The 21,839-nt window shown below is 32.4% G+C and carries 26 protein-coding genes and 1 other annotated feature; all 26 genes read right to left on the bottom strand.

Annotation, left to right across the window (positions count from 1 at the left end; all coding sequences use genetic code 11):
• Nucleotides 1–68: 68 nt before the first annotated feature.
• Nucleotides 69–280: a binding site (T-box leader), on the bottom strand.
• Between the two features lie 87 nt (nt 281–367).
• Nucleotides 368–1,429, bottom strand: a complete 1,062-nt coding sequence (rseP, locus tag ACI313_RS09595) for an RIP metalloprotease RseP (protein ID WP_320608470.1) — start codon at nt 1,427–1,429, stop codon at nt 368–370.
• Nucleotides 1,430–1,442: 13 nt separating this feature from the next.
• Entirely contained in the window at nt 1,443–2,210 is a 768-nt protein-coding gene (locus ACI313_RS09590) for a phosphatidate cytidylyltransferase (RefSeq protein ID WP_320608471.1), read from the bottom strand.
• Nucleotides 2,211–2,903 carry an isoprenyl transferase gene (locus ACI313_RS09585; RefSeq protein WP_320608472.1) on the bottom strand — a complete coding sequence of 231 codons (693 nt, stop codon included), beginning with the start codon at nt 2,901–2,903 and terminating at the stop codon, nt 2,211–2,213.
• A 70-nt stretch (nt 2,904–2,973) separates the two neighbouring features.
• Nucleotides 2,974–3,519, bottom strand: coding sequence for a ribosome recycling factor (gene frr, locus ACI313_RS09580; protein WP_439755876.1), 546 nt, complete (start codon nt 3,517–3,519; stop codon nt 2,974–2,976).
• A 5-nt stretch (nt 3,520–3,524) separates the two neighbouring features.
• Nucleotides 3,525–4,235, bottom strand: a complete 711-nt coding sequence (gene pyrH, locus ACI313_RS09575) for a UMP kinase (protein ID WP_320608474.1) — start codon at nt 4,233–4,235, stop codon at nt 3,525–3,527.
• 103 nt (nt 4,236–4,338) lie between these two features.
• Nucleotides 4,339–5,229, bottom strand: a complete 891-nt coding sequence (gene tsf / locus ACI313_RS09570; RefSeq protein ID WP_439755875.1) for a translation elongation factor Ts — start codon at nt 5,227–5,229, stop codon at nt 4,339–4,341.
• A gap of 20 nt (nt 5,230–5,249) precedes the next feature.
• Nucleotides 5,250–6,161, bottom strand: a complete 912-nt coding sequence (rpsB, locus tag ACI313_RS09565) for a 30S ribosomal protein S2 (protein WP_320608476.1) — start codon at nt 6,159–6,161, stop codon at nt 5,250–5,252.
• A gap of 128 nt (nt 6,162–6,289) precedes the next feature.
• Nucleotides 6,290–7,495 (bottom strand): GTPase HflX, encoded by a 1,206-nt coding sequence (hflX, locus tag ACI313_RS09560; RefSeq protein ID WP_439755874.1) that lies wholly within the window; start codon nt 7,493–7,495, stop codon nt 6,290–6,292.
• On the bottom strand, nt 7,483–8,391 hold the full coding sequence (gene xerA, locus ACI313_RS09555; protein WP_439755873.1) for a site-specific tyrosine recombinase/integron integrase: 909 nt from the start codon (nt 8,389–8,391) through the stop codon (nt 7,483–7,485). The genes hflX and xerA overlap by 13 nt, the downstream gene beginning before the upstream one ends.
• The gene (trmFO, locus tag ACI313_RS09550) at nt 8,384–9,682 is read right to left on the bottom strand and encodes a methylenetetrahydrofolate--tRNA-(uracil(54)-C(5))-methyltransferase (FADH(2)-oxidizing) TrmFO (RefSeq protein WP_439755872.1); all 1,299 of its coding nucleotides are present in this window, start codon (nt 9,680–9,682) and stop codon (nt 8,384–8,386) included. The genes xerA and trmFO overlap by 8 nt, the downstream gene beginning before the upstream one ends.
• 1 nt (nt 9,683) lies before the next feature.
• A complete protein-coding gene (gene topA / locus ACI313_RS09545) occupies nt 9,684–11,813 on the bottom strand; it encodes a type I DNA topoisomerase (RefSeq protein ID WP_320608480.1) in 2,130 nt (709 codons plus the stop codon).
• A gap of 46 nt (nt 11,814–11,859) precedes the next feature.
• A complete protein-coding gene (gene dprA, locus ACI313_RS09540; RefSeq protein WP_320608481.1) occupies nt 11,860–12,597 on the bottom strand; it encodes a DNA-processing protein DprA in 738 nt (245 codons plus the stop codon).
• Between the two features lie 72 nt (nt 12,598–12,669).
• A complete protein-coding gene (locus tag ACI313_RS09535; protein WP_320608482.1) occupies nt 12,670–13,278 on the bottom strand; it encodes a ribonuclease HII in 609 nt (202 codons plus the stop codon).
• Nucleotides 13,263–14,111, bottom strand: a complete 849-nt coding sequence (ylqF, locus tag ACI313_RS09530) for a ribosome biogenesis GTPase YlqF (protein ID WP_320608483.1) — start codon at nt 14,109–14,111, stop codon at nt 13,263–13,265. The genes ACI313_RS09535 and ylqF overlap by 16 nt, the downstream gene beginning before the upstream one ends.
• 1 nt (nt 14,112) lies before the next feature.
• Nucleotides 14,113–14,763, bottom strand: a complete 651-nt coding sequence (lepB, locus tag ACI313_RS09525) for a signal peptidase I (RefSeq protein WP_439755871.1) — start codon at nt 14,761–14,763, stop codon at nt 14,113–14,115.
• A 47-nt stretch (nt 14,764–14,810) separates the two neighbouring features.
• Nucleotides 14,811–15,158: a 50S ribosomal protein L19 gene (gene rplS, locus ACI313_RS09520; protein ID WP_320608485.1), complete on the bottom strand. Its 348-nt coding sequence runs from the start codon at nt 15,156–15,158 to the stop codon at nt 14,811–14,813.
• 102 nt (nt 15,159–15,260) lie between these two features.
• Complete coding sequence (gene trmD / locus ACI313_RS09515) at nt 15,261–15,986, bottom strand: tRNA (guanosine(37)-N1)-methyltransferase TrmD (protein ID WP_320608486.1); 726 nt, start codon at nt 15,984–15,986, stop codon at nt 15,261–15,263.
• The gene (gene rimM / locus ACI313_RS09510) at nt 15,983–16,471 is read right to left on the bottom strand and encodes a ribosome maturation factor RimM (protein WP_439755870.1); all 489 of its coding nucleotides are present in this window, start codon (nt 16,469–16,471) and stop codon (nt 15,983–15,985) included. The genes trmD and rimM overlap by 4 nt, the downstream gene beginning before the upstream one ends.
• Nucleotides 16,472–16,504: 33 nt before the next feature.
• A complete protein-coding gene (locus tag ACI313_RS09505; protein WP_320608487.1) occupies nt 16,505–16,753 on the bottom strand; it encodes a KH domain-containing protein in 249 nt (82 codons plus the stop codon).
• 2 nt (nt 16,754–16,755) lie between these two features.
• Nucleotides 16,756–17,016: a 30S ribosomal protein S16 gene (gene rpsP / locus ACI313_RS09500; RefSeq protein WP_320608488.1), complete on the bottom strand. Its 261-nt coding sequence runs from the start codon at nt 17,014–17,016 to the stop codon at nt 16,756–16,758.
• 70 nt (nt 17,017–17,086) lie between these two features.
• Nucleotides 17,087–17,899 (bottom strand): hypothetical protein, encoded by an 813-nt coding sequence (locus ACI313_RS09495; protein WP_320608489.1) that lies wholly within the window; start codon nt 17,897–17,899, stop codon nt 17,087–17,089.
• Nucleotides 17,896–18,489 (bottom strand): CpXC domain-containing protein, encoded by a 594-nt coding sequence (locus ACI313_RS09490; protein ID WP_320608490.1) that lies wholly within the window; start codon nt 18,487–18,489, stop codon nt 17,896–17,898. The genes ACI313_RS09495 and ACI313_RS09490 overlap by 4 nt, the downstream gene beginning before the upstream one ends.
• Complete coding sequence (locus tag ACI313_RS09485; RefSeq protein WP_320608491.1) at nt 18,489–19,784, bottom strand: alpha-amylase family glycosyl hydrolase; 1,296 nt, start codon at nt 19,782–19,784, stop codon at nt 18,489–18,491. The genes ACI313_RS09490 and ACI313_RS09485 overlap by 1 nt, the downstream gene beginning before the upstream one ends.
• A gap of 9 nt (nt 19,785–19,793) precedes the next feature.
• Nucleotides 19,794–20,612 (bottom strand): purine-nucleoside phosphorylase, encoded by an 819-nt coding sequence (locus tag ACI313_RS09480; RefSeq protein ID WP_320608492.1) that lies wholly within the window; start codon nt 20,610–20,612, stop codon nt 19,794–19,796.
• Nucleotides 20,613–20,614: 2 nt separating this feature from the next.
• Nucleotides 20,615–21,121 carry a GNAT family N-acetyltransferase gene (locus ACI313_RS09475; RefSeq protein ID WP_439755869.1) on the bottom strand — a complete coding sequence of 169 codons (507 nt, stop codon included), beginning with the start codon at nt 21,119–21,121 and terminating at the stop codon, nt 20,615–20,617.
• Nucleotides 21,111–21,758, bottom strand: a complete 648-nt coding sequence (locus ACI313_RS09470) for a nitroreductase family protein (RefSeq protein WP_320608494.1) — start codon at nt 21,756–21,758, stop codon at nt 21,111–21,113. The genes ACI313_RS09475 and ACI313_RS09470 overlap by 11 nt, the downstream gene beginning before the upstream one ends.
• Nucleotides 21,759–21,839: the final 81 nt, after the last annotated feature.

The raw sequence follows: 21,839 nt of genomic DNA, 5'->3' as shown, positions 1-21,839 counted from the left end.
AAAAGGTACAGTACCACGCACATAGCGCGTGGTATTTACTTCGTAATAAAAAAAAACGCCCTTTTTTTCAAAAGGACGTATTATGCGCGGTACCACCTTAATTCCATTCATCAAATATGAATGACACCTCATTCTTAACGCGAATCACGATCATTGCCTCACAAAGTTTCGTCAATGCGGTTCCAAGACACGTTCCAAAGTTTTCCTTTGATAATTTCCACCTGACTTATCTCTCTATTAAAAGAAAAATCTTTGTACTTCTTCTCTTCATTACCTTTATGTAAAAGATTATAATCAAATGAAAAATATTTTCAAGTATTTTTGAAATATTTTTGAAAATATTAACTTCATATTGAAAAATATTTTCTTACATAAATAAACGCAATATATCATTGTAAGTCGCAAATATAACTAAACCAAACAATAAAATAAAACTAGCTAAAATGACGTTTTCCACTACTTTTTGACTAATTTTTTTACCTCTAATTTTTTCAATCAGTAAAATTAGAATTCTTCCTCCATCTAAAGCTGGAAGTGGAATTAAGTTGAATATACCAATATTAGCCGAAATCATCGCAAATAAAGATAAATATGACATTAATCCATAACTCGTACTTTGAGCTGTAACTGAATATATACCAACGGGACCCGATAAATTTTCAAGTCCTTTTCCATGAATTAACATACTCAAAGAACGGAAAATAGAACATGTTGTATCTTTCAATTCAATTGTTCCATATTTAAATGCTTCATACCATTTAATTTTTCTTGTTTGAACATTCGATACAATTCCAATTGTGTATCCTTGTACTTCTTCGTTATAAGAAGCATCCATTTCTAATTCTAAAACTTTACCATCTCGTAAGACTTCTAAAGTAAATCCATCATGATAGTATTGAATAAACTCTGATAAATCCGATTGGGAATCAATTGCCATTTCTTTTTTTCCAGCATATCCCTTAACAATTTGATCTCCAACTTCTAATCCTGCTTTTTGAGCATTTGAATTTTCTTGAACTTCGTAAACAACAGGTTGCTGTGATTCTACCACTCTTCCTTGAACCATAGTAATACCAATCATCATGATCCAAGCTAATAAAAAGTTCATTACAACTCCAGCTGCCATTACGCAAATTTGTTGCCAAACAGGTTTATTATTTAATTTCTGATCTTCACTAATTTGTGCATCCCAAGACTCTTCATCTTGAGTTCCATCATCTTCTCCTGCCATTGAAACATATCCACCTAATAAAATGGCACGAATTGAAAATGTTGTTTGTTTTCCTTTCTTTTGATAAATACATGGTCCCATTCCAATAGAAAATTCATTGCAGTAAACACCAAAATGTCTAGCTACAATGAAATGACCAAATTCATGGATAACCACAATAAAACTAAGCATGAAAACAAATGCAAGCAATGCCTTCAATTTTCTTCACTCCTTATCCAATTAATGTTACTAAGATTCCAAATAATAAAATATTCATTAACAAGGAATCTGTGCGATCCAAAATTCCTCCATGTCCAGGAAGTAAATTCGAAAAATCTTTCTTTCCTGTACTACGTTTGATTACCGAAAAAGCTAAGTCCCCTAATTCCGCAACAATTGGACACATAATACATAAACTGACTGTCAATAATACATCCAAATGTTTTATATACAATAAAGAAACGAGTAGACTAAGCGCAAATCCACCAATAACGCCCCCAATAAATCCTTCCCAGCTTTTCTTTGGTGAAACACGAGGAATCATTTTGTGTTTTCCTAATTTTCTTCCTACTAAATACGCAAATGTATCTGAAGCATAAGTTGCGAACACAATTGTCCATAAATAACGATGTTCAATTTGTAACAAGCCAATAGCTTTATAAATCAAAGAAAAAATCATAAAAAACGCAAGGGCTGTAAAAGAATCTTGCGATGTGATTTCCGGAAAGAAAATAGGAAGTGCCCATAACAGAGCAACAACAAATGCATAATATGCATATAAGAACGTACTTGGAATAAAACGAGAAACAAGTACTACGATTGCACACAATGGAATAAACCATACTGGCCATTTACGATTTTGTCTATGTGCATTCATCCATTCAAAACATCCACCTGCTACTATTACAAGCGCTAATAATTCAAGAGGAATTCCTCCTAAATATACTGGAAAAAATACAACGGCAATAATGGCTATGGCCGTAATAACTCTTTGTTTCATTTACTTAATTCCTCCAAATCGACGATCTCTTTCATTGTATTCCTTAATACAGTCAATTAAACATTGTTTATCAAATTCAGGCCAAGAAACAGGGGTAAAAATAAATTCCGCATAAGCTACTTGCCACAATAAAAAATTCGATAAGCGTTGTTCTCCACTTGTACGAATCATTAAATCAATGTCTTCTTCAACAAATAAATACTTAGAAAACTCACTTTCTGATAAATCATTTGCTCGTTTGTTGTCCACAACTTCTTGAGCATATTTTTTGATTCCCAAAGTAATTTCTCTTTGAGCACCATAATTAATAGCCAAACAAAGATTTAATCCTGTATTATTTTTACTTTGTTCAACTGCTTTATTGACAACGTTTTGTGTTTCTTGTGGAAATTTATCAAGTTCTCCAGCAAAAGTAACTTTAATATTGTTTTCCATTAATTCTTTCATGTAACGATCAAAAAATAATCCCGGCAATTTACATAAATAGCCAACTTCTTCTTCTGGTCGTTTCCAGTTTTCGGTTGAAAAAGCATATAAAATCAACTTTTTAATTCCTAATTCATTAGCAGCCAAACCAATTTCACGAATCATATCCGCTCCTTTTTTGTGCCCAGCTGTTCTTGGTAATCCTCTTTTTTTGGCCCAACGACCATTTCCATCCATAATAATGGCGACAGTTTCAGGTATTTTCATATTCTTAACACATCTTTCTAAAATATAGTTGCATTATATCACACCAAAAAAGAAAAGCCCAACTAGGGGCTTATACATTCAAAATTTCTTTGCGTTTTTTATCCACAGCATCTTCGATACTCTTAATATATGTATCTGTTAATGTTTGTGAATCTCCTAATAATCCATCACGATCATCTTCTGTGATTTCTTTATCTTTCTTAATTGCTTCATTACAATTACGACGAATATTACGAACAGCTACTTTAGCTTCTTCTCCGTATTTATGAGCTTCTTTAGCTAATTGTTCACGACGTTCCTGTGTTAATTGAGGAACATTAATACGAACTAAATCAGCTTCTGTTAAAGGATTCAATCCTAAGTTAGCTGCTGCAATCGCATGTCCAACTGCCTTGGTAATTGAACGATCATATGGTTTAACAACCAATTGTGTTCCTTCTAATACTGAGATTTTAGCCAATTGATTAATTGGCATCATTGCTCCGTAATATTCAACTTGAACTCTTTCTAATAAAGAAGCAGATGCACGACCTGTACGAATGACACGTAGGTTTGCTTCTAAATTATCAAGGGTATCCATCATTTTTTCTTCTGCAATTTCTAAATATTCTGCCATGATAATTATCCTTTCCTTGAGATTATTGTACCATCAACTTCTTGATTCACGGCTTTAATGATATTTCCTGGTTCATTCATATTAAATACAACTAAATCAATGTCATTGTCCATACACATTGAAATAGCCGTTGAATCCATTACTTGTAGCCCTTCATTTAGAACATCCATAAATCCTAAGCGATCATATTTTTTTGCTTCTGGATGTTTCTTTGGATCACAGTCATAAACACCATCTACCCCGTTTTTTGCCATCAAAATAACATCTGCATCAATTTCTGAGGCACGAAGAGCTGCTGTCGTATCAGTTGAAAAATAAGGTGATCCTGTTCCGGCTCCAAAAATCACAATTCTTCCTTTTTCCAAGTGACGAACTGCACGTCTTAAAATAAATGGTTCCGCTACTTTTTGCATTTCCACAGCAGTTTGAACACGTGTTTGCACACCAATTTGTTCCAATGCATTTTGAACCGCTAAAGCATTAATGACTGTTCCCAACATTCCCATGTAGTCACCTTGTGTTCTCTTAACACCAAGTTCAGCCATCTCTTTACCACGGATAATATTTCCACCACCTACAACGATAGCTAATTGTACACCTTCTTCTTGGATAACTTTTAATTCCTGAGCCAATCGAGCTAGTACATCTTGATTGAGTAATTTACCATCCCCAGAAAGAGCTTCTCCACTTAATTTCAATAATACACGCTTATACATAAAATTTTGCTCTCCTTTATAATTCCATAGCAATTATACACTATATTCATTTCAAAAAAAAGGACGAAACGCTCTCGTTTCATCCTTAAAAAACCTTGAAAAATTACATGTTAGCTTGTGCCATTACTTCTTCAGCAAAGTTTTCTTCACGTTTTTCAATTCCTTCACCAGCTGCATAACGAACAAATGAAACGATATCAGCTTGAGATTCTTTTAAGAATTGAGAAACTTTTTGTTTGTCACCAAAAATGTATTCTTGTTCAACTAAGCATTGATCTTTAAAGTGTTTATCAACTTTACCTTTTAAGATACCTTCTAATACTTTTTCTGGTTTGTTAGCCATTTTTGGATCTTGTTGCATCATAGTTAATTGTAATTGACGTTCATGATCAACGATTTCAGCTGGAATATCAGCTTGAGATACATAAGCTGGAGCCATTGAAGCAACTTGCATTGCAATGTTTTTAGCAACAGTAGCATCTTCTTTTCCACTTAATACAACTAAAGCAGAAATTTTTCCACCCATGTGCATATAGCTTCCGAAGAATTGGTTGTCTTCTTTAGTTACAACTTCAACACGACGTAAAGAAATTTTTTCTCCGATAGTTGCAGTTGCGTTTGTGATTAAATCATTGATTGTTCCTTCAGGAGTAGAAATAGCTAAACAAGCTTCTACATCAGCTGGTTTATTTTCTAAAACAGCAGTTTGAATTTTATCTAATAAAGATAAGAATTGTTCGTTTTTGCTTACGAAGTCAGTTTCTGAGTTAACTTCAAATAAAATTCCTGTGTTTCCAGAAACAGCTACACGAGTTAAACCTTCAGCAGCAATACGTCCTTCTTTTTTAGCTGCTTTAGCGATTCCTTTTTCACGTAACCAGTCAACTGCTTTAGCCATGTCACCATCATTAGCAGACAAAGCTTTTTTGCAATCCATCATTCCGGCACCAGTTTTTTCACGTAATTCTTTTACTTGTTGTGCAGTGATAGCCATGATTGTGTCCTCCTGTTTGATTATTCTGCTTTTTCTTCTACTTTTTCAGCTGGTTTTTCTTCTTCAGCTTTAGGAGCTCTGTTGAAACGACGATTTCCGTTGTTTTTACGTTCGAAGTTACGTTTTCTACGTTCTTCATTACGTTGACGACGACGTCTTTCGTTTTCAGCGATTTGTGCTTCAACGTTTTTAATAACGTCTTCCATTGTTACATCATCTTCAGTTTCATCTAAGTAAGCAATTTCTAATAAACCACCTTTAGCATCAACGATAGCATCAGCTAAGATAGTTAAAACTAAACGTACTGAACGATTTGCATCGTCATTTGAAGCGATTGGATAATCAGCATCTTCTGGATCACAGTTAGTATCTAACATTGCGAATACAGGGATACCTAATTTTTTAGCTTCTGCAACAGCGTTGTGTTCTTCTTTTGGATCCACGATAACGATTGCATCTGGAAGTTTCTTCATTTCTTTAATTCCACCTAATGAAGTTTCCAATTTTTCTTTTTCTTTACGTAAATTAGCTTGTTCTTTCTTAGTGTAAACTTCGATTTTTCCGCTAGCTTCCATTTCTTCAATTTCAACTAAACGTTTGATACGTTTTTGGATTGTACGGAAGTTTGTTAATAAACCACCTAACCAACGTTTGTTTACATAGAATGAACCAGAACGTAAAGCTTGTTCTTCAACAACATCAGCAGCTTGTTTTTTAGTTCCTACAAATAATACTTTTCCACCACGTTCTGAAATTGCTTTTAATTCTAAATAAGCATCTTCAATTTGTTTTTGTGTTTGTTCTAAGTCTACGATATAGACTCCGTTACGGCTGGTATAGATGTATGGTTTCATCTTAGGATTCCAGCGACGAGTTTGATGACCAAAATGTACACCATTCTCTAAAAGTTTTTTCATTGATACAATTGACATAATAGTCCTACCTTTCCGTTCTTCCTCCACCACTTCCAACGAAAGCAACACTAAGTGCACGGGCAATCGAATTCATGGTGTGTGTTATCAAAGCGCACTCGCGCTCATGTATTATACCAAGTCAAATCCTAGGATTCAAGATATTTTTCATAATAAGAAATAGTTTTTTCATCCATTTCGACTTCCATTAAAACACCATCATCTTGATATTCTACATCAATGACTTTACTACCTTTATTAATATCGTTTATTAAATTTCCATACGGTATTTTTAACTTCACGATTTTACTTGAAAACAACATTTCATCAATTGTTTTTAGTAATACAGATACATCTTCTTTTACACTAATATATAATTGATCATTTTCTTTGCGAGGATATTCAATATCTGTTAAATCACATTTGTTGTAGACATTTAAAACCGGAATAGAATCCGCATGAATATCTTTTAAAGTTTCTTGGGTTGTCAATTTTTGTTGTATTAAAGATGAACTGGAAGCATCCATAACATGAATCAATAAATCCGCTTCTTGTACTTCTTCTAACGTCGAATGAAAAGCTTCAATCAACGTATGCGGTAAATTCGAAACAAATCCAACGGTATCCGATAATAAAAATGAATGATTATTATATGTTATTTTTCTAGTATTCGTTGTTAGAGTCGCAAACAACATATCCTTTTCAAATACTTGTTTGTCACTACAAGCATTTAAAAGCGAAGATTTCCCGGTATTGGTATAGCCCACTAAGCAAACTTTTTTAATCCCATTTTTATTTCTTTGTTTGCGTTGCAGATTTCTTTGCCCTTCAAGTTCTTTTAATTCTTTTTTAGCTCTTTGAATTTGTTTAGAAATCGTACGAGAATCAATTTCTATTTTCTTTTCTCCCATTCCCTTATTTCGATTTCCACCTTTTTGACGATCCATATGTGTATAACTTCCCTTTAAACGAGGAAGAAAATACTGTAAAGTCGCAACCTCAACTTGTAAAAAAGCTTCTTTAGTTTTAGCTCTTCTTTGAAAGATGGACAAAATAAGATAGGTTCTATCCATAACCTCACATTGCCATGTTTTTTCTAATTCTTGTTGTTGACTAGGCGATAAATCACAATTAAATACCACAACATGAATGTCTTTAATTTGTAATTGATGCCCTATTTCTTCAATTTTTCCTTGATTTAAACATGTTTTTTTATTAATGGAACGTAAATTCTGTGTAATCACGCATTCTACTTCCATCTCACATGCCAAAATCAATTGCCTCATTTCTTCTATTTCTTCTTCAAAGTGAATCATTTCCGGTAAATGAGGTCCTGCTAATATTACTTTTTCCATTTTATTTCCTTTTCAAGTGGATGTGCACTTTCATATACTTCTTTTAAACGATTCATTGATACATGCGTATAAATTTGTGTTGTTGATAAAGAAGAGTGTCCCAATAATTCTTGTACCACACGAATATCCGCTCCATTATCTAATAAATGCGTTGCGAAACTATGCCGAAACATATGAGGATGTACTTTCATATTAAAGTTAATATCATCGGCATGTTTTTGCATCAAATATTGTATTCCTCTCGATGTTAATTGATTTCCTCGATTAGAGATAAACACAAAATCTGTTTTCGTTTTCATTTGCCAGTATTGTTGTTTATATTGAACAAGTAATTTTTCAAAACCTTTAAAAAAAGGCACCAATCGTTCTTTGTCCCCTTTTCCAACAACACAAACATATCGCTCATTTAAATGAATGTCATTCCATTTTAAATTAGCAAGTTCACTCACACGTAGTCCACAAGCATATAACATTGTAAACATCGTCTTATCTCTTAATTGATTTAAATCATTAATATCATATGTATTTAAAAATTCTTTTACTTCTGAAACAAAAAGAAATTCCGGAATATTTTGCTTCTTCTTCAAAGATGGAAGCGAATCAATAGCCGATACATTAAATCCCATATATTCATTCAAATAACGATAAAAAGAGCGAATCGAAGATAGCTTTCTTGCGATTGTCGCATCTTTTGCCTGAGTTCCATCTGGAAGCGTACGAATATGCACTACATAATTCAATAATACAATACGATCAACGTGTTCAAAATCAATGGCCTGAGATTGCAGATAATCCCTAAATTGATTTAAGTCCCTTTGATACGCTTCCCGAGTTTTTATGGATTGTGAATTCTTGCGATCTATATAATCTAGAAAACGCCTAATATATTCATCCATTAATAATTTCCTCAATTTCCTTAATTCGACAAATAGCCTGATTCGCTAATTTTTCTTTTCGCTCTTTCTTTTTACACTTTTCTTTCAATGACATAATTCCAAAGTTAGCATTCATTGGTTGAAAATGCTTTGGATCACAGTGAGTAATATAATACGCTTGCGATCCCATAACACATGTATTTCCAAACTCAATGCATTCTTGACCTTGTAGGAAACGTGCCATATTTATACCAGCAATACAACCACTCGCACAGCTTTCAACATATCCTTCAACGCCTGTAATTTGTCCCGCAAAGAATAAATCTTCTCTTTTTTTTGTTTGATATGTTTCTTTTAAAACCATTGGTGAAGAAATATATGAATTTCTATGCATAACTCCATAGCGAACAATTTTACAGTTTTCTAGACCTGGAATCATAGAAAAAACACGTTTTTGTTCTGGCCATGTTAAATGGGTTTGAAATCCTACGATATTATACAAAGAACCGGCAACGTTATCTTGTCTAAGTTGTACAACCGCATAAGGATGTTGTCCTTCTAATTCCAATCCAACTGGCTTTAATGGACCAAACAACATTGTTTTAGGCCCTCTTGAAGCCATTTCTTCAATTGGCATACAACCTTCAAACACATTAATATCTTCAACCCCATCGTGCATTTTTGCACATTCGGCATGAATCAATTCATTATAGAAATTCATGAATTCTTCTTGTGTCATAGGACAGTTGATATAACTTGCTTCTCCTTTATCATATCTTGATTTAAAATACGCTTTTGAAAAATCAATAGAATCTTTTTCAATAATAGGAGCTGCTGCATCATAAAAATGAAATGTATCTTGTTGTAGATAATCAACAATCTCTTGTGCAAATGCATCAGAAGTTAATGGTCCTGTGGCAATAATACATGGTCCATCAGGAATTTTAGTAATTTCTTTGTATTCAATATCAATATTAGGATGATTTTTTATTGTATTCGTTATATATTTCGAAAATTCATGGCGATCAACTGCTAATGCACTACCAGCTGGTACTGCATGTAAATCCGCTGATTTCATAATTAATGAATCCATAATTCTTAATTCTTCTTTTAATATACCAACGGCATTGTTCATACTATTTGAACGAAGGGAATTCGAACAAACTAATTCCGCAAATTGATCGGTATGAAAAGCAGGTGGATATTTAGTAGGTCGCATTTCAACTAAGTGAACGTGAATTCCTCTTTTAGCACATTGATATGCTGCTTCACAACCAGCTAGTCCTGCTCCAATAATTGTTACTTCTTTCATTTTATTTTTCCTTTTTTGGTTCTTTTCTTACATATTTACACTTTGGATAGTTCGAACATCCAATAAACGTTGTACCAAAACGAGATTTTCTTCGCACTAATTCTTTACCACATTCTGGGCACATTTCCCCAATTGGTTCTGGTTTTGCTTTTTCTTTTAAAGGTACAATTGTTTTACATTCAGGATACTTAGAACAAGCCCAGAACGGTCCATATCGTCCTTTTTTAATCACCATGTACGCTCCACAATTAGGACACGTTTTTTCTTGTCCATTGCTGTCTTTCGTGATTTCTTCTTGTTCTTGTGATTCCGTATACTTACACTTAGGAAAACTAATACAAGATATAAATTTTCCATAGCGACCATTGCGATAAACTAAGTCTTGACCACATTCTGGGCACTTACGACCCACTTTTTCTAATTCTACTTCCTTCATTTCTCCATATGCTTTTTCAACCAATGGATTAAAAGTATCATAGAATTCATGTAAATAGGCAATGTTATCGATTTCGCCTTCAGCAATTTTATCTAATGCTTGTTCCATACTCGCTGTATACTTAACATTAATAACAGTTGGAAAATATTCTTGTAGTTTTTCATCTGTTAAAAAACCTTGTTCCGTTGGAACAAATACTTTTGTTTTACTTGATTCCGATGATTTTTCCATCGATACATATAAACGCTTTTGTAGTGTATCGATAATCGTTGCATATGTACTCGGACGACCAATCGATTGTTTTTCTAATTCTTTAATCAAGCTAGCTTCTGTATAACGAGCAGGTGGTTCTGTAAAGTGTTGAGAAGCATGAGTTGGTACATCTTTATATACTTTACCTACTTCAATTTCCGGTAATAACTCTTCACTTGTTTTTTCATATTTACCAAATACTTTATAGTATCCATCAAAAGTCATTACTTGACCTGTGGCTTTAAATTCTATGTGATCACAATCAAATACAATCGTAGTTACATCATACTGACTAGGTGCCATTAAAGACGCTAGGGTACGATAATAAATCATGGCATATAGACGATTTTCTTCTGATGTTAAGTATGGTTTTACACGTTCTGGTGTATTCATAATATTTGTTGGACGAATCGCTTCGTGAGCATCTTGCGCATTTTTATTGTTTTTTTCATGGGCTTTACCAACATATTGTTTTCCATATTCTTCTTCAATAAAAGCCTTAGCATCTTTAACGAAGATATCCGATAAACGCGTAGAATCAGAACGCATATAAGTAATTAAACCTTCCATGTGGTCTCCAAGTTTTACCCCTTCGTACAAACGTTGGGCAATACTCATCGTACGTTTGGCTCCATATCCTAATTTAGTACTTGCATCTTGTTGTAAAGTTGATGTGATATATGGAAGCTTCGGTTGTTTTTTCTTTCCTTTTTTAGAAACGTCCACAACTGTAAAATCATTTTTACAACGTTCTAAAATCGCATCAGCTTCTTCTTTTGTCTTTAATTGTGGTTTATTTCCATCAATTTTAGAAAGCTCAATTTGGAATGTTTTTCTTCCTTCTTTAATATCTGCTTTAATTTCCCAGTATTCTTCTGGTTTAAATTTTTGAATAGCTCTTTCTTTCAATACAATTAAGTGAAGCGCAACCGATTGTACACGCCCTGCTGATTTAGAATGGATTTTTTTCTGTAATAATTTACTAAGCTTAAATCCAATAATACGATCTAAGAAACGTCTAGTTTCTTGAGAACGAACTAAGCGCATATCAATTTTACGAGGATGTTCTAAAGCATCAAGAACCGCAGGTTTAGTTACTTCATGAAATTCAATACGTTGTGTTGTATCCATATCCAAGTCTAAGACTCTAGCTAAATGCCAAGCAATAGCTTCTCCTTCACGGTCCGGGTCACTTGCTAAATAAATTTTATCTGCTTTTTTCGCAAGTTCCTTTAATTCTTCCACTGTCTCTTTTTTATCTTTACTTATTTTATATGTAGGTTGAAAGTCATTTTCAACATCAATCCCAAGTCGTTCTTTTCCTGTTGTTGCCAAATCACAAACATGTCCTTTACTTGAAACAACTTTATAATCGCTTCCTAAGTATTTTTCAATAGTTTTTGATTTTGATGGTGACTCAACAATAATTAAATTCTTTTTCATGTTATTCCCCCATGTTTCTCTATAAAAGCAAAAAATAATTCATTTGTCAAATATCATCTAACTCTTTTTCATCTAATAATATATTTGCTCCATTAAATATTAAAGTATTACATCCCATGTATTCTTTATTTTCAAAAGCTGTTGGTAAACAATAAACAGGTTTTGATAATTCTAAGCATTCATTTACCGTCAACATTGTTCCCGATTTTTCCTTTGCCTCAATCACTACTAAAGCACTAGAACATGCTGCAATCAAGCGATTTCGCCATGGAAAATGATAAGCTAAAGGTGCTACATTCATAGGATATTCACTAATAATTAATTGTTTTTCCCTCATTTCATAAAATAGTTTAGTGTTTTCTTTTGGATAAATGCGATTGATTCCACATCCAATAATACCAATTGTATCAGAGTCCATACTACATTGATGTGCCATAGCATCGATGCCCTTTGCCAATCCGGAAACAATACAATATTTTTGTTTTACATGATTGACAATTGTTTTCGTATTTTGAAGTGCTTGTGACGTACAATTTCGAGCCCCTACTATTCCTATACTTTTCTTTTTGAGTAAAGAATAATCTCCAATATAAAATAATATCCAAGGAGGATATCGCAAATGTTTCATGCACTCAGGATATTGTTCATCAACAATGGTTACATAATCATATGGATATTCAATAATTTTATATGGTTCTTGATTATGAATGGCTTTAGCAATGCGATTCCAGTCTCCATTGTATTGAATCGCATAATATAAAATTCTATACTTTAAATCTTTCATATTAATATATTCGACAAAATCAGAGAAAACGCAAAATTTTTTTAAAAAAAAAGAAATGATTTCTCATTTCTCTTAAAATAATTTAATTTGTAGTTGTTTTTGAACAGGACCATAACTTTTACGATGACATTCCAATACCCCATAAGTTTCAAGAGCTTGTAAATGTTGTTTCGTTGGATAGCCTTTATGATTTTTAAATCCATATTCAGGATATTGTTTATCTAATTCCACCATGTAATGATCACGAGAAACTTTTGCCAAAATCGATGCAGCCGCAATACAAATTGATTGCTGGTCTCCTTTGACAATGGCATGTACTTCTTTTTCCAAATTAGGAAGTGGCATAGCATCTGTTAATACAACTGATGCTTCAGCTTCTTTAGCAATTTCAAACATCGCATCTTGACATGCTCGATAAATATTTTTTTGATCAATTGTTTTTTCATCCACAAACACAATTTTATACCAAAGTGCCTGTTCTATAATTTGAGAATATAAAGCTTCTCTTTTTTTCTCAGTCAACTTCTTAGAATCATATATATCCGGATGAAAATAATTCTTTTCAAATACAACTCCAGCTACAACAACTGGACCTGCTATAGGTCCTCTTCCTGCTTCATCTAAACCAACAACTAATTGATCGTAATCCCATTCTAAAGGGTGTTCTATACTTTTTCCCATGTAATGGCTCCTAGTCGATTTTCACGAATATCCTTAACAAAACTATGCATCAACCGATTTTCATCGATATCACCTTTAGATAGATATCCTCTAACCTTCGCAATTTCGCACAGAGTTTCATATGGTTTTTCTTGAATTTCAATTTTGTATGTATTAGTCAAGGCTTCGGGTTTATTTTCCATCAACCATTGACAAGCATACATTGCCAATTCATCCATGGTAACAACTTCATCTTTAATAGATCCTAATAAAGCTAATTTATAACCAACTTCCTGATCATCAAATTTTGGCCATAAAACACCAGGCGTGTCTAATAATTCTAAATCACTTGCTAATTTAATCCACTGTAGACTTTTGGTCACACCAGGGCGATCCGCTGTTTGAGCTGCTTTTCTTTTCGCAAGTGAATTAATAAAAGTGCTTTTTCCGACATTAGGAATTCCACAGACCATTGCACGAAGAGCTCTTGGTTTAATTCCACGGCGTTTTTGTTTTTCAATAAAAGATGAACAAATTTCTTTGGAAGCATCAATCAATTGTTTTTTGTAATTGTCTTTTAATAAGTCAAGGGCAAGTACTTTATTTCCTTGTTGTTCTAAATAAGCAATCCACTGTTTAGTCATAGCTTTATCCGCTTTATCTTTTTTCGATAAAAGAATAAGTCTTGGTTTATTACCAATTAATTCATCTAACATAGGATTTTTACTTGCTTCCGGGACACGACAATCACGTATTTCAATCACAAAATCCACTTTCTTTAAATTTTCTTCCATTTGACGTTTGGCCTTTGCCATGTGTCCTGGATACCATTGAATTACTTTTTTCTGTTCCATATTAATTAATTCCTATTTCGGTAAACGGAAATAAAACGAGTACACCTTTTCCAAAAATCTGACTCTTTTGAATTGGTCCAACCGTTACATCACGACTATCTTTTGAATAAGGACGATTATCTCCCATTAAAAAATATTCATCTTCATTTAAAGTAACCGAATCAAAATCACAGGCTTCTACAACCGTAATTCCTTGATTGTTTACATAGTCTTTCATCACACGATTAAAAAAGCCAAATTCATTCACCATTTCTTGGCGGTATTCTTCATCAATGTATTCACTTTCATCGAGTTTATTTCCATTGATATATACTTCATCATCAACACAAGAAATAGTTTCACCAGGCATTCCAATTACTCGTTTTACCCAATGCGTTTCTTTACCACTTTCTTCATCCATCATCTTAATAACTACAACATCGCCTCTTTCAATTGAGCCAATGTATGTAGATGCGATACTTGTAAACCCAAATTCACCGTCTTGTAAAGTGGGATACATACTTCTTCCTTTAACATTTACAGGATGGGCTATAAAATTCACAAACAATAAAAATACAAGAGCTGTAATCGCAAAGACCTTAACAAAGTCAAGAATGTCTTCAAATATTGAGCGATCATCTTCATCATTATACTTTAATTCGTCTTTTTTCATAAAGAAACCCCCATAAAAATAAAAGGCGAGAATCTCGCCTTAATTTATTAACGTACTTCTTTTAAACGAGCTGATTTACCAGAACGTCCACGTAAATAGTGAAGTTTATTACGACGTACTTTACCGTTACGAACGACTTCAATTTTTTCGATGATTGGTGAATGTAAAGGGAATTTACGTTCTACACCGATTCCGCTTGACATTTTACGTACTGTGAATGTTTCAGAGATTCCTCCACCAACACGTTCAATGACAACACCTTCGAAAATTTGGATACGGCTCTTGTCACCTTCTTTAATTTTTACGTGTACACGTACAGTACTTCCTGAACGGAATTCTGGGATGTCTGTTTTTAATTGCGATTTTGTTACTTCATTCACTAAATTTAAATTCATCTGTTCTTCCTCCTATATCTATCTATTCTTACAAATTGTTCATACACAATACTGCCAGCGGAACAACCGTGCATAAATGCTAAAATATTTTAGCATTTAATTTTATTCAATGCAATTCTTTTTTATGGATTCAATATAGTTTTTATCTTCTTCAGATAAATCCAATTGTTCCAACAAATCTGGACGATGATGTAAAGTATTTTCCAATGCCTTTTCGTGACGCCATTTATTAATATTGGCATGATGTCCACTTAATAAAACATCCGGTACTCTTTTACCATCGTATACTTCTGGACGCGTATATTGGGGATATTCTAACAATCCATTTGAAAACGAATCATCATCACTTGAATCTTGTTTAATAACACCTGGTAAAAGACGCAAAATACAATCACACATAACCATACATGCACTTTCCCCACCCGTTAAAACAAAGTCACCTAAAGATAATTGTATATCTACATAATCACGAATTCTTTCATCAAAGCCTTCATAGTGTCCACAAATAAAAATCAAGTGATCTTTCAATGATAATTCCTTGGCAATTCCTTGATTAAATGTTTTTCCTTGTGGTGTTAATAAAATAACTGTACTGTTTTCTGTTCGAATTGATTTTAATGCATCTAAAATCGGCTGACACATTAAAACCATTCCAGCTCCTCCACCATAAGGTGTATCATCTACGTGTCCATGTTTTTCTTTGGTGAATTTGCGAAAATCAACGACTTCAAATTCAAATAAATCTTTATCTTTAGCTCTTTTGATTATGCTTGTATGCAATAATGGTTCAAAATATTCTGGAAATAAAGACAAAACCGAAATTTTCATCGTAAACCTTCCATTTCTTTAATATAGATTACCTTTTCTTTTGTATCTACATCCAATATAAATGCTTGTACAAAAGGAAGTAAAAAAGAAGTATCTTTTCCTTTAATTCGTAAAACCAAATTAGCTCCTGTTTCCAAGATATCCACAACTTTACCCAAATTTTTATTTGCCTCATTAACGACTGTACAATCCATTAATTCATGATAGTAAAATGTATCATCGTCTAATTCAGGTAAATCTTCTTTGTGAATCCATAGATCTTTTGTTTTTAGTTGTTCTGCTTTTTCAATTGAATCAATTCCTTCAAAAAAACAATAACCAAATCCCTTCTGCATACGGAATTTTTTCACAACTAAAGAAGATCCATCGCTTAAATATAGGCGGTTTCCTGTTTTAAAGCGATCAAAAGCTTCATCTGTTACTAAATATATTTTACATTCTCCTTTTAGAGCGTGTGTATTAATAATCGTTCCAACTTTAATCATTTTTATCTCCAAAAAAAGGATGTGAATCACATCCTAATACGCTTCAAATTTTACTGAAATTTTCTTGTGTGCATCTTTAGAAGCAATTGCCATCATTTGTCTTAAACTACTAGCCATTGTTCCTTTTCTTCCAATTAAACGAGCTACATCATCGCTATTGGCATAAACATACAATAAAACTTCATTTTCATTTGTTGAAGTCATTGTCTTTACAGACAATGAATTTTTTTCTTCAACAAGAGGTTCACATAAATCAAATAATGTTTTTTCTAAATCTGTCATGACTATTTAGATTCATGAAATTCTTTCATGATTCCTTCTTTAGATAAAATGTTACGAACTGTATCAGTTGGTTTAGCTCCATTGTTTAACCATTTTAAAGCTAATTCTTTATTAACAGTTACATTTCCTTCTTCTTTAGTAGGATTGTATGTACCGATTTCTTCGATAATACGACCATCACGTGGGCTACGTGAATCAGCTGCTACGATACGATAGTAAGGAGCATGTTTTTTACCCATTCTTTTTAAACGTAATTTAACCATATAAATAACCTTCCATTTCTTTCAATTGCCTTAGTAGAATACCATGGCTTTATATAGGTGTCAAGTATTTTTACTTAACATTTAATAAAATTAAAGCACACATAAAGCCCATCAAAATATAAACATATTTTTTATTTAATTGTTCCTTAAAACACAAACTTCCAATCATTCCTACAAATACAATTGTGAACACACTATAACATGGATATACAATTAAAGATGGTAAAACATATAATGATTTCAATAAGAATCTAGCGCTAAAATAATTAGGAATTCCAATTAATATTCCAAATAATAAATCATTTCGCTTAATTCTTTGTTTTGATTTTAAAATCGATATCACACAAAACAAGAAAGCCACCAAAAAAGTAATGACCAAAAATAAATTATCATTTGTTCCAACTTGTTCAAATACTTTTGACATTGCATCTGCACTTCCATTGAACAATAGTAAACAAACCAACATGGAAATAGAATATACTTTTTGTTTTGTATTCATATTTTGAAGTAAAACAATACAAACAATAGCTAAACAAATTCCAATAATTTGGAAACATGAACTAATTTCATGGAATATAAAAATACTTAATAAAGTAGGAACAAGAATTCCTAGTTTTTGAAAGGTACAACTTAATGTCATTCCATTGGTTTGTATACTCCTTTGAAACAACACAAAGCTAATCCAATAAAAAAATCCGTTTAATATTCCTAAATACATTGAATTATTGAAATGAAAGTCTTGTACAAAGAACAAGGAACAAAGAATACAAATAAAATAATTGGCACTTAATAGTGCCATTTCATTGGTAATATAAGACTTTGAAAGTTTCATTAAAATTGATATGATGCCACTACTTAAAATAGCACACATCAAATAAATCATGACATAGCCTCAACTGCCCAGTCAAAATCAATACGAACATCTTCTTCTAAATTTTGATAAACATTTTCTACTTTATGATATAAATCTAAGTCAAAAGAAATTTTTCCTTGTTCAAAATCTTGAAAATAAAATTTTATTTCTAAATCAGGAGTGCAACGAATCGCATCTACTTGATATTGATTTTTAATTTGTTTATAAAATAAAACTTTCATGATTTCAATAATGCGATCATCTAATCCCATATCAAATAATTGAATCTTTTCAATTAAATCTTCTTGTGAACAAACCACTCTATTTCTATAGTCTTTTGTATCCGATATAACATCATCATCTTGAAATAAATCCATTACTTCATCTAATTCTTCTTGATTTGTTACATAATAAATATTGATTTTTTGTTCTGGGTCACAATACTGTAAACTATAATCAAGCAACGCTTCGTATCCACAATTACGACACTTAAACTTAAATAAAGACTGATTTAATAATTTGTTTTTACATCCTGGATTCTTTGATATATCAATGTATTTCCAAGTCTGACATGATGTTTTTTCATTACATTTCGGACAAGTGATTTTTGATTTTTCCATTATCTCTTTCCTTTCTTGACATTTAAAATAATTGGCCATCCATCACAGTGAACCATATTAGCTACCACAAAAACAGGCTGTCCATCGATTTCGTTAAAATATGGTCCATTTTCAAGTGGAATAGAAACATCGCCACTGTTTCCTTTTAAACTAAAGATTCCAACTTTTATAGATTGTTCATTTTCACGAACACAAACAAGAATATCATTTTCATCGTCTGCATCACAATCAAAGAAATCATCGCATCCCAATATGTCATGTTGAATTTCACTTAGTCTATTAAATAAACCACTTAAATTTTTTCCTGTATGTCGATTTATTGTATCAATTTCAAATAAACTCGGTGTATGATCATTTACATATTCTTGTCCTGCATAAATAAGTGTTGTTCCCTTTAAAAAGAAAATCATAGCACTGTAATTAATCAATGGTGCTTCTTCATTCACATACTCAACAAAGCGTTTTGTATCATGATTTTCAAGAAAACGAATTTTATTGTAGTTTGATGGATACATATTTTCTTGAAAATTTAGAGCTTGGGCATAATGAGAAAGCGCATATTTTCCTTCTAAATATTTTTCAAATACTTCTCGAATATCGTAATCATATTCCATGTCAAAGCATTCATATAATTCTACATCTTTAGCCGCATACATACCTTTTTTACGTGCCATATGTCCAAAACTCAGATGAACACTTTCCGCAAGCCAAATACAATCAGGATTTACTTTAAAAACAGCTTCTTGGGCATATTTCCAAAATTCCACTGGGATAAAGGAAGCTACATCACATCTAAATCCATCCACAATTTGTGCCCAATATACTAATGTATCTCTTAGATAATCCCATAAATCATGATTTGAATAATCTAAATCGTAAACATCTGTCCAGTCTCCTACTTTATTTCCCATTTCATTGTTTTCATTTTTATAGAAAAATTCAGGATGTTCTTTACTTAAAACAGAATCACGAGAGGTATGATTATAAACAACATCAATTATACATTTCATATTTCTTTTATGAATTTCTTGTACTAAATGTTTAAAATCATCTAATGTCCCATATTCAGGGTTTACACTTCGATAATCTTGAATAGAATAAGGACATCCTAAACTTCCTTTTTTTCCTTTTATACCAATAGGATGAATAGGAAGAAACCAGATAATATCTGTTCCTAATTCTTTAATACGATCTAAATCTTGTTCAACTGCTTTAAATGTTCCTTCACTTGTATGATTTCGAACATAAATAGAGTAAATCATTTGATTTTGTAGTTTTATATCTGTATTTTTCATAATCCAATCCTATTTCCAATTTTCAACCATATATTGAACCCATTCACAAAGCTTAGCACTACTATTATTAGCAACTTCCAATACTTTTTCATGGGAATGTTTTACTTTTGCGATTCCTGTGGCCATATTTGTGATACATGAAATTCCTAATACACGCATTCCCAAATAATTCGCAACCATTGTTTCAGGAACTGTTGACATACCTACTGCATCGGCTCCTAATGCTTTAAAGGCACGAATTTCCGCTGCTGTTTCATAACATGGACCATTAAAAAGCGCATAAACACCTGTTTTATAAGGAATATTTAATTGGTTTGCGCAATCTTTGGCAAAGTCCATTAATTCGTGATTATAGGCTTCTGTCATATCAGGGAAACGAGGACCTAAACGTTCATCGTTATCCCCAATTAATGGGTTATCTCCTAAAAAGTTAATGTAGTCACTGATAATCATTAAATCTCCTGGTTCAAAGTCTTGATTAATTCCTCCACAGGCATTGGTAACAATCAAGTCTTTTACTCCTAATTGTGACAACACATAAATAGGAAATGTTAATTGTTTCATTGTGAATCCTTCATAATAATGAAATCTTCCTTGCATACAAACAACTTCTTTGTTCCCTATTTTACCAAATACAAATTGATCCGCATGTCCTTGGATATTAGAATGAGGAAAATGAGGAATGGTTTCGTAAGGAATGGTTTCAATGTTTTCCATAGCCTCAACAATCGCACCTAATCCAGATCCTAATACAATACCAATTTCCGGTTTACGATTAACTTTACTTTGTATATAACTTTTTGCTTCCATAATTTGTGAATAAAACATAATTAAGATCCTCCTTTTTTTAAATACATATAATTAATGTTTTTCTTTTCTTTAAATTCTTTTTCACTATGATGATACATAAATCCGCATTTTTCCATTACTCTTTTTGATTTATGATTTTCATCATAGTATCCACACCACAATCCCGGGCTTTCTAATTCATCAAAAGCATATTGAATTAAGCACTTCATTGCTTCCACTGTATATTCATTTCCCCAATATTCTTGCCCAATCCAATAACCTATTTCAAGTTCTCCTATTTCTTGACTTAAATGATTGGCATCTTGTAATTCAATTGAACCAATTATCTTATTGTCTTTTAAACAAATCGCATAGGTAAGAGGACCACTTAAATACTTTTCAATAATTTCTTTACTATTTTCTACACTCGTATGAACAGGCCAACCTGCCATAGGACCAACATTAGGATTTTTAGCTTGTTGGTATAAATCAACTGCGTCTTGAATACTCCATGGTCTTAAAATCAATCGATTTGTTTCAAATCGCATTCCTTACCTCATGTTTAGATACCACTTCAAAGTGATACTTAACAATTCCTAAATCAACTTTTGTATACATTCCTTTTTTGGCTACAATTGAAACTTCATTATTCTTTTTTTGAATGATAAATTTTTGTTGATTCATCGCAGTGGGTGCTAAATAAGCTGCTTTGATTCCATCTAAATACCACTGTGGTTCGTTATTATCTACATCGATTTTCTTTGATTTATGAGAAATACCTTGATGTTCACCATATCCCAACGCAATCACTAATACTTGTTTTTCATTTCTATTCACTTTGGCCTTACTTTTCCCATGTGTCAGAGCAACCCAACAAGTATTTAGCCCTAATTCCTGTGCTTTTAAAACTAACATTTCCCCATAGTATCCAGCTTTTTCATCTAGGTCTTTAGATTTAGGTCCTACTAAAGCAATATAGTTTTTTACTCCACTGAATTTTCCATAATGAGCAAGTATATTATCAAAACACGTGGGTTCATCATATAGAATTTGAATATTCATTTGCGCTTTTTTATTAATGAATCGACATAGTGAATCAAGTTCTTTTCTTTTTTCAACTTCAATCATTTTATCTTTATATTGTCTAACACTATGTCTTTGTTCGATTAACTCCATGTAATTCATAGTTAAAATCCTTTCTGTCTATGTTCCTATTGAACTAACACACTCTAACGAGTGTGGGCTTTTTTTTATAAAGCCTGGTTC

It is taken from the genome of Floccifex sp., assembly GCF_051873495.1.
Taxonomy (GTDB): Bacteria; Bacillota_I; Bacilli_A; order Erysipelotrichales; family Erysipelotrichaceae; genus Floccifex.
This window is presented reverse-complemented; position numbering and strand designations above follow the sequence as displayed.